Annotated in this window: 6 protein-coding genes; 2 read left to right on the plus strand and 4 right to left on the minus strand. The window is 62.2% G+C overall.

Annotated features, from left to right (window positions below; translation table 11 throughout):
* Positions 1-18: 18 nt before the first annotated feature.
* Positions 19-5631 carry a putative Ig domain-containing protein gene (locus tag PBDP_RS16205; protein WP_212800937.1) on the plus strand — a complete coding sequence of 1871 codons (5613 nt, stop codon included), beginning with the start codon at positions 19-21 and terminating at the stop codon, positions 5629-5631.
* A gap of 1411 nt (positions 5632-7042) precedes the next feature.
* Here the strand turns inward: PBDP_RS16205 and PBDP_RS16210 are convergent.
* From PBDP_RS16210 to gabP, 4 genes are all read right to left on the minus strand, one after another.
* Positions 7043-8392 (minus strand): TolC family outer membrane protein, encoded by a 1350-nt coding sequence (locus tag PBDP_RS16210; protein WP_212800938.1) that lies wholly within the window; start codon positions 8390-8392, stop codon positions 7043-7045.
* A gap of 2 nt (positions 8393-8394) precedes the next feature.
* Positions 8395-9765 (minus strand): HlyD family type I secretion periplasmic adaptor subunit, encoded by a 1371-nt coding sequence (locus PBDP_RS16215; RefSeq protein ID WP_212800939.1) that lies wholly within the window; start codon positions 9763-9765, stop codon positions 8395-8397.
* On the minus strand, positions 9758-11479 hold the full coding sequence (locus PBDP_RS16220) for a type I secretion system permease/ATPase (protein WP_109752970.1): 1722 nt from the start codon (positions 11477-11479) through the stop codon (positions 9758-9760). Before PBDP_RS16220 ends, PBDP_RS16215 begins: the two co-directional genes overlap by 8 nt.
* Before the next feature lie 308 nt (positions 11480-11787).
* Positions 11788-13188, minus strand: coding sequence for a GABA permease (gabP, locus tag PBDP_RS16225; protein WP_116832559.1), 1401 nt, complete (start codon positions 13186-13188; stop codon positions 11788-11790).
* A 523-nt stretch (positions 13189-13711) separates the two neighbouring features.
* On the opposite strand from gabP, the gene PBDP_RS16230 reads away from it, so the two are divergent.
* On the plus strand, positions 13712-14323 hold the full coding sequence (locus PBDP_RS16230; protein WP_109752973.1) for a TetR/AcrR family transcriptional regulator: 612 nt from the start codon (positions 13712-13714) through the stop codon (positions 14321-14323).
* Positions 14324-14327 lie beyond the last annotated feature (4 nt).

The raw sequence follows: 14327 nt of genomic DNA on the forward strand, positions 1-14327 counted from the left end.
TGATACGGAGATAAGCTCATGATTTTCAACGTACAAAATTTTGGCGCCAAAGGAGATGGCATCACCGACGACACGGCAGCCATCCAAAGTGCGATTGATGCGGCGGCCGCGGCCGGCGGTGGGCAGGTGTACATGCCGACTGGCACCTACATCGTTTCGGGGGGAGAGGAACCTTCCGATGGCTGCCTGATGCTCAAGAGCAATGTCTACCTGTACGGCGACGGCATGGGCGAGACCACGGTCAAGCTGGCCGACGGCTCCGATACCAAGATCACCGGGATCATCCGCTCGGCCTACGGCGAAGAAACCCACGACTTCGGCGTCAGCAACCTCACCATCGACGGCAACCGCGACAGTACCACCGGCAAGGTCGACGGCTGGTTCAACGGCTACATTCCAGGCGAAGAAGGCTACGACTCCAACGTCACCCTCGACAGCGTCGAGATCAAGGATTGCTCCGGGTACGGTTTCGACCCCCACGAGCAAACCGTCAACATGGTCATCAAGAACAGCGTGTCCCACGGCAACGGCCTGGACGGCTTCGTCGCCGACTTCCTCAGCGACAGCACCTTCGAAAACAACGTCGCCTACGACAACGACCGCCACGGTTTCAACGTCGTCACCAGCACCCACGATTTCACCATGACCAATAACGTCGCCTACGACAACGGCGGCAATGGCATCGTGGTCCAGCGCGGCAGCGAGGACATCCCCTCCCCCAGCAACATCACCATCAGCGGCGGCGAGGTGTATGGCAACGGCGCCGAAGGCGTGCTGATCAAGCTCTCCAGCGAAGTGACCGTCACCGGCGTCGACATCCACGACAACAGCAGCGCCGGGATCCGCATCTACGGCAGCAACCACGTCGAAATCATCGACAACACCCTCAACAACAATTCCCTGGGCGGTGCCGTACCGGAAATCATCATCCAGTCCTACGACGACACCCTGGGCGTGTCCGGCAAGTACTTCAACGGCAGCGATAACACCATCCAGGGCAACATCATCAGCGGCAGCGACCTGTCGACCTATGGTGTGGCAGAGCGCAACGAAGACGGCACCGACCGCAACGCCATCATCGCCAACACCATCAGCCACACGAGCAAGGGTGCCACGCTGGTCTATGGCGACGGCAGCTACGTCAGCGCCACGGTGCCCATGACCACCGTGCAAGGTACGGCGGGCAACGACACCCTGCTCGGCAGCGCCGCCAACGAGATTTTCTACGGCGGCGCCGGCAACGATACGATCAACGGCGCGGCCGGTAGCGACATCCTCGTCGGTGGCGCCGGCATCGACAAACTCACCGGTGGCACCGGTGCCGATACGTTCCGGTTCGTCGCGCAGTCGGACAGTTACCGCAACGCAACCACCAGCTTCGATGACACCATCACCGACTTTGACGTCACCCAGGACAAGATCGACCTCGCCGGCCTCGGTTTCACCGGCCTGGGCAATGGCCGTGGCGGCACCCTGCAGGTCAGCTACAGCGCCAGCAACAACCGCACCTACATCAAGGACTTCGACGCCGATGCCAGCGGCAATCGCTTCGAGCTGATCCTCTCGGGCAACCTGGCCAGTACCTTGACCGCCAGTAACTTCATCTTCAATCGCGTCATCGCCGGCACCAGCGGCAGCGACTCGCTGCTGGGTAGCGATGCGGCCGACACCCTGCTCGGCCTGGCGGGCAATGACAGCCTCAGTGGTGGCGCCGGCGACGACAAGCTCGACGGCGGTGCTGGCATGGACACCCTCACCGGTGGCGCCGGGGCGGACACCTTCGTCTTCTCCAACCGCCTGGACAGCTACCGCAACTACAACACCGGCGGCGCCAACCTCGGCGACCTGATCACCGACTTCGACATCAGCGCCGACAAGATCGACCTCTCGGCCATGGGCTTCACCGGCCTGGGGGACGGCAAGAACAACACCGTGTACCTGGTGCTCAACAGTGCCGGCACCAAGACCTACATCAAGTCCCTGGAAGCCGATGCCAATGGCAACCGCTTCGAAGTGGCGCTGGATGGCAATTACCTCAACACCCTGACCAGCGCCAACTTCGTCTTCGCCACCACCTCGCCGACCAACCAGGCGCCGGTACTGGCGACGCCGCTGCTGGACCAGAACGCGACCGAAAACACTCCGTTCAGCTACGTGGTGCCGGCCACCAGTTTCACCGATCCAGACAACGACAGCCTGAGCTATACCGCCAAACTCGCCAATGGCAGCGCCCTGCCCAGCTGGCTGGTCTTCGATGCCGCCACCCGCACCTTCAGTGGCACGCCACCCGACACCGCGTCGGGCACCTACGCCATCCAGGTCACTGCGAGCGACGGCAGCAACGCCACTGTCAGCGACAGCTTTACCCTCGCCGTGCAGGACGTTCCCACCGCCATTGTGATCAATGGCACGCCGAACAACGACACGCTGACCGGCACCGCGGCCAATGAGCAATTGTTCGGCGGCGCGGGCAACGACACCCTCAATGGCGGCGCCGGCAACGACATCCTGGTCGGCGGCACCGGGGTGGACAAGCTCACCGGTGGCACGGGGGCCGATGTGTTGCGCTACACCTCGAAACTCGACAGCTACCGCACCAGCTCCACCAGCGCCAGTGACCAGATCCTCGACTTCGACGTGACTGCGGACAAGATCGATGTGTCGGCCCTTGGCTATACCGGCCTGGGCAACGGGCTCAACGGCACCCTGCAGGTCACTTACAGTTCATCGACCAACCGCACCTACCTCAAGGACCTGACGGTCGATGCCAACGGCAACCGGTTTGAGGTCTCGATGGCAGGCAACTTCGTCAGCAGCCTGACGGCCAGTCACTTTGTCTTCGCCGACCAGAACACCCCCACCAACGTGGCGCCAGTCGTGGCCACCCCGCTGCTGGACCAGAACGCCAGTGAAAGCACGCCGTTCAGTTACACCGTGGCCAGTAACAGCTTCACCGACGCCAACCAGGATGTACTGACCTACACCGCGACCCTCGCCAACGGCAGCGCCCTGCCCGCGTGGTTGAGTTTCAATGCCACCAGCCTGACCTTCAGCGGTACCCCGACCAGCACCGCGGCAGGCAACTACGACGTGCTGGTCAAGGCCAGCGACCCCTCGGGTGCCTCGGTCAGTGACAACTTCTCCCTGGTGGTGGCCGATGCGCCCGCCAACACCATCACCGGTACCAACAATGCCGAGACCCTCAACGGCACGACCGGCGCGGACCTGATCCTTGGCCTGGGCGGCAACGACACGATCAAGGCCGGTACCGGCGCGGACATCGTCGACGGCGGTGCCGGACGCGACTCGTTGTACGGTGGAGATGGCGCCGACACGTTTCGCTACAGCAACCTGTCCGACAGCTACCGCGACTACGACACCGGCGGGGTCACGGCCACCGACACGGTTTATGACTTCACCGCCGGCGTCGACAAAATCGATGTCTCGGGGCTGGGCTTTCTCGGCCTCGGCGATGGCAGCAACGGTACGCTGTACATGACCCTGAACGCGGCTGGCGACAAGACCTACATCAAGTCCGCCGAAGCCGATGCCGACGGCAACCGCTTCGAGATTGCCCTCAATGGCAACTACCTCAACACCCTCACCGCCAGCGACTTCGTCTTCGGCGAACGCGCCCAGCAGGACATCCTCTACCTGCCGACCCTCGGCCAATCCAACGCGCGCCTGCTGCGCATGACCGAGGACGACGACCAGTCCGGCACCTCGATGCTGGTCAATGACCTGGACCGCTACACCACCTACGACGTGCGCAGCCAGTTCACCGATGCCGATGGCAACGGCATCGACATCGCGGTGGGCGGCAGCACGGTCAACGGCCTATCCACCCTCAGCGCCGAGGAACTCAAGCTGTGCTGGTGGCTGACCGACACCAACCAGCCTGGGCCGGCACTGTTGCGGGCGGTGACGTTGCTGCGCGACCAGCTCACAGAGCTGCAGTCGATCGATAACGTCACCATGGGCATCATCTGGGGCCAGGGCGAGGAAGCCGCCCAGGAAATCGCCCGCGCCACCGACAAGGCAGCGGCAGCAGCGGCCTACAAGGCCGCAACCCTGAAGGTGTTCGACTACTTGCACGCCCAGTTCGGCAATTTCAGTGTGTACCTGATGGAAACCGGTCATTACTCGCAGGATGCGGCTCGGGCCCGGGGGTATTCGGAAGAGAAGATCGCGTCCATCGTCGAGGGCGTCGGTTATGTCCGCGCCACCCAGGAAGCCATGGCCGCCGAGCGTGCCGACGTCAAGCTGGCGGTGGACTACACCGACCTGCCGTTGCGCTACGAAGTCGATCCACTGGTCTATCCCGATGACGTCTGGCACCTGCACGAGGAATCGGCGGAGATCGTCGGCCAACGCCTGGCGGACTACATTGCCGATGACCTGGGCTTCCAGGGCAACCCCGACGACAACAACAGCGTGCAGGACATATTCAACAAAGGCCAGAACCAGGGTGGGATGATCTCCGGTACCGACCAGGACGATACCCTGGTGGGCAGCTCGGGCAACGACACGCTGGACGGCGACCTGGGCGCTGACACCCTCACCGGTGGCGACGGCAACGACATCTACGTGGTCGACAATGCCTTCGACAGCGTGGTGGAAACCAACACCTCGACCGCGCAGATCGACACGGTGCAAGCCTCGGTCAGTTGGACCCTGGGCACCAATCTGGAAAACCTGGTGCTCACCGGTGTGTCGGACATCGACGGTACCGGCAATGAACGGCGCAATTTCATCACCGGCAACGCCGCCAATAACGTGCTGGACGGCGCTGCAGGGGCCGACAGCATGAGCGGTGGCGACGGTAACGACAGCTACTTTGTCGACAATGCCGACGACAGCGTGATCGAGACCAACAGCAATACCGTGACCGGCGGGATCGACAGCGTGCACAGCAGCCTGACAGCCTATACCTTGGGCAACAACGTCGAGAACCTGTATGTCGATAGCACCGGCGCCGCCAATGGCACCGGCAACGCGCTGGACAATACGCTGTTCGCCGGCGCGGGCAACAATGTACTGGATGGACGCGATGGCATTGACACGGTGAGCTTTGACCGCGCCTTGTCCAGCGTGACCGTCAACCTCTCGACATCGGCGCAACAGAACACCGTGGGGTCAGGACTCGACACTTTGAAATTCATCGAGAACCTGAAGGGAAGCGCCTACGCCGACACGCTGTCGGGGAACAGCGCGGCGAACGTCCTGGACGGGGGGGCCGGCAACGATACGCTGGTGGGTGGTTCGGGCGATGACCGGTTGATCGGCGGCGCAGGCACCGACAACCTCAGCGGCGGCACTGGCGCGGATACCTACGCGTTTGGTGCACTGTCGGACATGGGCGTCGGGGCCTTGCGCGATGTGATCAGCGGCTTCAAGAGCGCCGAGTTCGACAAGTTGGACCTCACCGGCCTGGACGCCAACCCGCTGACCGCCACAGTCGATGCCTTCACGTTCATCGGCAGCAGCGCCTTCGACCCCACCAACGCCACCGGCCAGCTGCGCTTCGTCGATGGGATCCTCTCCGGCAGTACCAACGCCGACGCCACCCCCGAGTTCGAATTCGAACTGGTGGGCGTCAAGGAGCTGCACGCCAGCGACTTCACCGCCTGAATCAAGCCCCACAAGGGGCTTGCCACACCAGAAAAACCCAGGACAACCACAGTCCAAACTGTGGGAGCGAGCTTGCTCGCGATGGCGCCGGCACATCCAACAAAGATGCTGACTGACCCACCGCTATCGCGAGCAAGCTCGCTCCCACAGGGATTTGTGGCGCCAGAAAAATCCAGGACATCCCCAGATCAAACTGTGGGAGCGGGCTTGCTCGCGATAGCGGCAGCACATTCAACATGGATGCTGGCTGACCCACCGCTATCGCGAGCAAGCTCGCTCCCACAGGGATTTGTGGCGCCAGAAAAATCCAGGACATCCCCAGATCAAACTGTGGGAGCGAGCTTGCTCGCGATGGCGCCGGCACATCCAACAAAGATGCTGACTGACCCACCGCTATCGCGAGCAAGCTCGCTCCCACAGAGGTCGTGCTGTGCCAGAAAAATCCAGGTCAACCGCAGATCAGAAATGTGGGAGCGGGCTTGCTCGCGAAGGCGGCAGCACATTCAACATGGATGCTGGTTGACCCACCGCTTTCGCGAGCAAGCTCGCTTCCACAGGGATTTGTGGCACCAGAAAAATCCAGGACATCCCCAGATCAAACTGTGGGAGCGAGCTTGCTCGCGATGGCGCCGGCACATCCAACAAAGATGCTGACTGACCCACCGCTATCGCGAGCAAGCTCGCTCCCACAGGGGTCGTGCTGTGCCAGAAAAATCCAGTTCAACCGCAGATCAGAAATGTGGGAGCGGGCTTGCTCGTGAAGGCGGCAGCACATTCAACATGGATGCTGGTTGACCCACCGCTTTCGCGAGCAAGCTCGCTTCCACAGGGATTTGTGGCGCCAGAAAAATCCAGGACATCCCCAGATCAAACTGTGGGAGCGGGCTTGCTCGCGAAGGCGGCAGCACATTCAACATGGATGCTGGTTGACCCACCGCTATCGCGAGCAAGCTCGCTCCCACAGGGATTTGTGGCGCCAGAAAAATCCAGGACATCCCCAGATCAAACTGTGGGAGCGAGCTTGCTCGCGATGGCGCCGGCACATCCAACAAAGATGCTGACTGACCCACCGCTATCGCGAGCAAGCTCGCTCCCACAGGGGTCGTGCTGTGCCAGAAAAATCCAGGTCAACCGCAGATCAGAAATGTGGGAGCGGGCTTGCTCGCGAAGGCGGCAGCACATTCAACATGGATGCTGGTTGACCCACCGCTTTCGCGAGCAAGCTCGCTCCCACAGGGATTTGTGGCACCAGAAAAATCCAGGACATCCCCAGATCAAACTGTGGGAGCGAGCTTGCTCGCGATGGCGGCGGTACATTCAACATTGATGTTGGCTGACCCTGCGCTATCGCGAGCAAGCTCGCTCCCACAGGATGGACGCCATTCTTGAGGTTGGTTGCAACCCTATTTGTTCAAAACAGGCTTTGCACCTGCTCCAGCACCGCGCGGTTCATCTGGCCGGTGTGGGTGTGCAGGCTCACATAGCTTTGCAGCATGTCGAGCTTGGTATTGAGCAGGTCTCGACGGGCCTGGAACAGCCGCTGCTGCGCGTCAAGAATATCCACAGTGGAGCGCACACCGCCCTGGAAGCCTTTTTCCGTCGAGGTCAGTGCTCGCTGGTTGGACTCCACCGCCCGCTGCATCGCCTTGCTCTTGGCAAACCCGGCGACGACACCCAGGTAGTCGGCCTCGATATCCTCGGCCAGTTGCTGGCGTTGCACGTCGTAGTCGGACTGGGCGCCAGCCAGTTGCGCTTCGGCCTTGGCCACCGACGCCCGTACCGCCCCGCCGCGATACAACGGAATATCCAATTGCACACCCACGTAGTAGGTGTCCTGGCGCGGGTCGAGTTCCTGGTATTGACGGGTTTCCCGGCGGGTCAGCTGGGTGGTCAGCGACAAGGTTGGATAATGCCCGGCGCGCTGGCTGTCGGCCTGGGCCTCGGCCACTTTCACCGCCGCCAGCCGAGCGGCCAGCTCGGGGCTGGCTTCACGGGCAATCGCCGTCCAGTACGGCAAGTCTTGCTCAGGCGGAATCGGACTACCGGTGGCCAGCTCTTCGCGCATCGGCAGGATGTCATCGATGGGCACGCTGGCACGCCCGGACAAGGCCCGCAACGCCGCCACGCGACGCGCCTGGGCTTCAGCCTCCTGGGCTTGCACCAGGTCGAGCCGCGCCTGGGCTTCGTCGATATCGGTGATCGCGCCTTGGCCGCCTTCATAAAGCTTTTTACTTTGAACGACCAAACCTTGGATGGCGCTCTTCTGCTGGACGATCAACTTGATCTCGTTCTCGGCCCGGGCGACGTCGAAATACCCCTTCGCCACCCGGTCATACAGGGTCTGGCCGGCCACATCGAACACCTGGGTGCCCAATTGACCGCGCGCCTTGCCCTCCTGATACGCCGCCCAGCGTGCCTTGTCGTAAAGCGGCTGTTGCGCCGCCAGGGTCATGTTGTTCGCCTGGTAATCGTTGCTGTTGACGTAGGTGCTGTCGTCACCGCCGTCGGTCCGCCCGCCGTAGCCGTAGCGCGAGGTCAGCGACACTTGCGGGTAAAGGCCGCCACGCCCGATGTCTTCTTCATGCCGCGAAGCTTCAAAGGCGTGGGCAGCCGACTGCACGGTCGGATCATTGAGGCGCGAGGCATCATAGGCGGCGGTCAGGCTCAGCCCCCCCTCAGCGGCCCACACCGGATTGAGCGCCGCCCAACCCGCACACAGGCTCAGCAATACACGCAAACGGCAGCGGCAACGATCGACCATGCTCATTCCTCCTTGAAGGCTGCAAGCAAGCGTTCACGCAAAGGCTTCATCAGGTAATTCATCAAAGTGCGCTCGCCCGTCACCACCGTGACGTCAGCGAGCATGCCGGGGCGTACCAGCAAGCCGGCGCTCTGCAACGCAGCCACGGTGTCGGCGGGAATCTCGACCTTGGCGGAGAAGTACGGCTGGTGCGTTTGCTCATTGATCAACTGGTCAGCCGACACCGTCGTCACCGTTCCGGTGACCGTCGGGGTGTCCACCCGTTGCAACGCCGTGAAATGCACGTGCACCGGCAGACCCGGACGCAGCTTGTTGGCCATCAGCGGCTCGAAACGGGCCGTGATCGCCATCGGCGCATCCAGCGGCACCACCTGCATCAGGGTTTGCCCGGCCTGCGCAACGCCGCCGACCGTATGAATACTCACATCCATGACCTGCCCGGCCACTGGCGCACGGATCGCACCGTTGTCGACTTCAAACTGCAAGGCACGAATCTGATCGGCATAGCCGGCCGCCTCGGCAGACACTTCGCTGAGCTGGGTTTCTGCATCGCGGCGAAATTCCTGTTGTGCCTGCAAGGCCTTGAGCCGGCTTTCGTTGATCGCCTGGCGAGTCCTGCCGACATCGCCCACGCCAGAGGCTATCTGTCCCGCCAATTGGGCCGCGTTGCGCTCGGCCTCGAACAGTTTGTTGCGCGGAACGTAGCCTTCGCGGGCCAGGTCACGCAGGCCTTCGAGTTCCTGCTGCTGGAAACGCATCTGCGCGTCGTAGTTGCGCTTGACGCCTTCGTAGCCAAGCAATTGCTGCTGCAAGGCCGCGGCTTCGTGCTCAATGATCTGCAAACGACTGCCCAGCTCCGCGCGGCGGGTGATGAACAATTGGCTCTGCAAGGCCATGGCCGCCTTGACCCGTGGCTCGTCGGCGTGGGCCAGCAGTTCGGCGGGCCATTGGATCTCGGCGCTGCCCAGGCGCTCGGCAATCAAGCGCGCCTCGATGCTGCGATCATTGAGGAGCTTGCCCAGGGTCACGTCCAGTTGCGACTGCGCCTGCACCGTGTTGAGCTGTACCAGCAATTGCCCCTGGGTGACGCGGTCGCCATCGCTGACCAGCAGCTTTTCCACCACCCCACCGACCAACGACTGCACGGCCTTGCGCTCCCCCGCCACCACCACGGTGCCGCTGCCCACCACGCCCTGGTCGAGCGGCGCCAGGCAGGCCCAGAGCAGAAAACCACCCAGGGTCAGGACCAGGAATCCGACGCCATAACGTGCTGCGCCTCCGGCGTCGGTACTGGCGCTGGGCAGCGTTGTGGTGCTGCGCACGCTCAGCCCGTGCTCGCTGTAGGTCTGTGCCTCGGGGATCAGATCACGCATCTTCGCCAGCCTCCCTGACCGCGGCCGGTCTCGGCCCCGGCATCAATGCCTTGAGCACTCGGTCCCGTGGGCCGAACGCCTGCTGAGTACCGTCCTTGAGCACCAGGATGTGATCGACCACCGCCAGTACACTGGGCCGGTGAGTAATCAACACTACGGTGCTGCCGGCCGTCTTGAGCGCATTGATGGCCTGTACCAGCGCCAGCTCCCCGGCGTCATCGAGATTGGAGTTGGGTTCATCGAGCACGATCAGCGATGGCCGTCCGTAAAGCGCGCGAGCCAGGCCCAGGCGTTGTTTTTGCCCACCGGACAAGCCAAGCCCGCCGGGCCCCAGCGGCGTGTCGTAGCCCTTGGGAAACCGCAGGATCATCTCGTGGATGCCGGCATGACGCCCGGCGGCGATGATCTTGTCGGCGTCCTGCTCACCGAAGCGGGCAATGTTGTCGGCGACCGTGCCGTCGAACAGCTCGATGTCTTGTGGCAGGTATCCAAGGTACGGGCCCAAGGCGTCGTGGGACCATTGGCTGATCTCGGCATCGTCCAGGCGCACCGACCCGCCCATGGCCGGCCAGACCCCGACCAAGGCCCGCGCCAATGTCGATTTACCACTGGCGCTGGGCCCGACCACCGCGAGCACATCGCCCTTGGCGAGGCTGAAATTGATCCCGCGCAGGATCGGCTGCGAAGCACCCGGCGGGCCGACATACAATTGTTCCAGGCGCACCGCGCCGGTAGGTGGCGGCAACGGCATGCGCAGGCGTTCGCGCGGATGCTGGGCCAAGAGTTGACTCAGGCGCTGGTAGCTCTGGCGCCCGGCGTTGAACTGCTTCCACGAGCCGATGGCGATTTCCACGGGCGCCAAGGCCCGCCCCAGCAACAGCGACATCGCAATCATCATGCCCGCCGACAGTTGGCCTTCAAGCACCAGCAAGGCACCCAGCCCCAACGCCAGGGACTGCCCGGAGATACGCACGAAACGGGTCGTCGAGGTGATGCGCGCGCTACGGTCGCTGGCATGGGCCTGGGCGGCAATGATCCGTTGCTGCAACAGGCTCCACCGCTGACGCAGTGGCCCGAGCATGCCCAGGGCCTGGATGACTTCAGCATTGTGCAGCGTGCTGTTCACATAAATGGACGACTGCACCCCCAGCCGATTGGCCTCCCCCAGCCGTGTTCGCGTCGCCAGTTCGCCCCACAGCGCCAGGCCGATCAGCACCAGCGCCAGCACCAACGTCAGCACGCCAAACCAGGGGTGAAAAATGAACGCCACCAGCAGGAAGATCGGCAGCCAGGGTGCGTCGAGCAAGGCAATCAGGCCCTGCCCGGTAATCAACTGCCGCAGCGTGGCCAGATCGGTGAGCACCTGCGCCGGATTGGCGTTGTGCTCGCGCAGGCTGCGGGCGAAGGCGGCGTCGAAAATCCGTTCGCCCAAGGCCTCGTCCAGCCCTGCGCTCATGCGAATCATCACCTCGCCGCGCACCCACTCGATCAGGGCGCTGAACATGAACAGCCCCAGGGCCATCAACGTGAGCATGAACAAGGTAGTTTCGTTGCGGCTGGTCAGGACCCGGTCGTAGACCTGCATCATGTAGAGCGACGGTACCAGCACCAGCAGATTGATCACGCCACTGAACAATGCCAAGGCCCAGAACACCCGGCGATAGCTCAGTAAGGCAGCATCGATGTCATGACGCGGATCGAGTAGAAACCCCATGGGAAATCGCCTGCAAGAGAAATGGTCGGTCCAGGACGCAATCCATCGCGAGGCTTTTTTCCCGAGGCTGTTCGAGAAAAAATCAATCCAGTCGGCGTGCTGTTATCAGGGGCGATCCTCATCCCTACAGGCGCCAATTACTGACAACGCAGCCGCCGGTTAGTGCCGGTTCGCAGGGGTGGGCTTGCAAGTGGGTGACAGGCGGGCGGGCCGCGCTTCAGGACGGAGGTTATGGCGTCCTGAACAGGCCCAAAACGAGGTTTTGTTGACGCCAGTAACGTGGCGTCAACAGGGTAAAAACGGCACGGTTAACCGAGGGATGCAACCTGTTCAGGCTGGGGCGAATGTCGCGACGTCAACAGGCCGATAAAGGAAATGACCAGCGCCAGGCCGAGGGTGGTACTGACCTCGCTCCGATGCTCGGGCGTGACCATCATGACCGCCAGCGCCGCCGAGATGAACACGATGACCAACCAGGTCAGCCAGGGGAACAGCCACATGCGCAAAGGCAGCTCGATATTCTGCCGTTGCAACATCCGGCGCATGCGCAGTTGCGAGATAGCGATCACCAGGTACACCAGCAAGGCGATGGCGCCGGAGCTGGCGAGCAGGAACTGGAACAGGCCGGCGGGCATGAAGTAGCTGAACAAAGTGACACCCGCGCCCAACACGGTACTGGCAATCACCGCAGACCGTGGCACACCGGCCGAGGACGTGACCTTCACGGCCTTTGGCGCATCGCCACGGCGCCCCAGGGAATACAACATCCGCGAGGCGATGTAGATCGAAGAGTTCATGCAACTGGCCACGGCGATCAGTACCACCACATCCACCAGGAATTTGGCGTGGGGAATATTCATCAGCTCCAGGGCCCGCTGGTAGGAACCCACTGAAGCCAGGAGCGGATCGTTCCAGGGCACCACGGAAATGACCACGAAGATCGACAGCAGGTAGAACACACCGATACGCCAGATCACCGAACGGGTGGCCTTGGCAATGTTCCGCGCAGGGTTATCGGATTCGGCGGCGGCGATCGTTACCGCCTCCGTACCGATGAAGCTGAACATGATGGTGATGAACGCACCCACCACCGCCGACAGACCATTGGGGGCGAACCCGCCATGCTCCTCCATCAACCGACTCAGGCCGCTGGCTTCACGCTCGGGTATCCACCCCATCAGCACCGCGAAACCCAGGGAGATGAAACCGATGATCGCCACAACCTTGGCCATGGCGAACCAGAACTCGAACTCGCCGTACTTGGAGACGCTGAACAGATTCGTCACGGCCAGCAGGACGATCGATACCGAGGCGAACAGCCAGGCATCGACGGCGGGAAACCATTGGTTGAGTACATGACCAGCGGCCAACGCTTCGATGGGAATCACCAGCACCCAGAACCACCAGTACAGCCAGCCAATAGTGAAGCCTGCCCAGCGTCCGATGGCCTGGTCGGCATAGGTGGAGAATGAGCCGGTGTCCGGATTGGCGACCGCCATCTCACCCAGCATGCGCATGACCAGGACCACCAACAGCCCGGAGAACAGGTAGGCCAGCATGACAGCCGGGCCGGCGGCGGCGATGGCATGGCCCGATCCGACGAACAAACCGGCACCGATGATCCCGGCGATGGAGAGCATGGTGACGTGACGAGGCTTGAAGCCCTGTGCCAAATGGCCGTTCGAATCCTTGAAGCTGGGGCTGGTCATTTTCTTATTCTCTTGTGATCGAACATTGAGGCGCGCGCAGGGACAGTCGGTGTTGCTGGTTTTCCCGCTCCTCCTGAAAGCGAGACCGCTTGGTTGTGTTGATCCACCCTGGGCGAACGTGCGCACTTGCGGTGAAAAGTCGCGCCACGTTACCTGTGTTTTCTCCCCAGTCAGTTACCTGAACGCGCCACCTCTGTGCCTGATGTCGCCACGTGGGGCATGGCGTTTTGCCTCTTGCCAGGCGTCTGGACCGTGGCATTCAGCCAAGTCCTTGAGGGGCGCAAACGAAATAAACTCTTTAAAAACTTTACTGGGTTAAGTATTTTGCGTGGGGCATCAGGTGCTATTGCTATCCGCCATAACACCGGTGGGAGCGAGCCTGCTCGCGATTGCGGAGTGTCAGTCAACGTCAATGTTGGCTGCTTCAGTGCAATCGCGAGCAGGCTCGCTCCCACAGGTTGATCTGCAACTGGCTGGCATTGCTCCGGTCGCCTCTTTTTTATTTCAATGACAAGGACCTCCCGTGAGCGGACTGCGTGAACGTCAAAAAGCCGAACGCCGCCAAGCCATCAGCAAGGCAGCGGTCGAACTGTTCGAGCGCCAGGGTTTCCAGAACACCACCATCGAACAGATCGCCAACCAGGCCGGCGTATCGGCTCCCACCGTGTTCAAGTACTTCGGCAACAAACAGGAAATCATCCTCGAAATCCTGCATGACGCCGACCAGCGCGCACTTACGGACACCCGCAGCCAGATGCCTGAAATCGAGGATCCGGTCGAAGCGCTGTGTTATCTGGAGCGGTTGCTCACCGGTTATGCGCTGGAAGTCATGCACCCAAGCCTTTGGCGCGAATTGCTGCCGCTGATCCTGTTCGGTGGCGACAACGGGTTGCCCGAAGGTTATCGCGCCATGAACGATGCGCTCAGGGCCGAGATCAGCGGGCTGATCAGGGAGTTGCAAGAGGCTGGCAAGTTGCGCGCTGATCTGGACGTCGACCTCGCCGCGTTCCTGTTGAACGACTATTCGCACTTACAGCTGTTCAGGCTGGTCAACCAGGAACAGCCGGATATCGAGGCCCACTCCACCCAGGTCCGGCGTATCACCGAACTGCTCTTCCTGGGCATGCGCGCCTGAGGGC

Origin of the sequence: Pseudomonas sp. St290, assembly GCF_018325805.1 — a bacterium.
GTDB lineage: Bacteria > Pseudomonadota > Gammaproteobacteria > Pseudomonadales > Pseudomonadaceae > Aquipseudomonas > Aquipseudomonas bijieensis.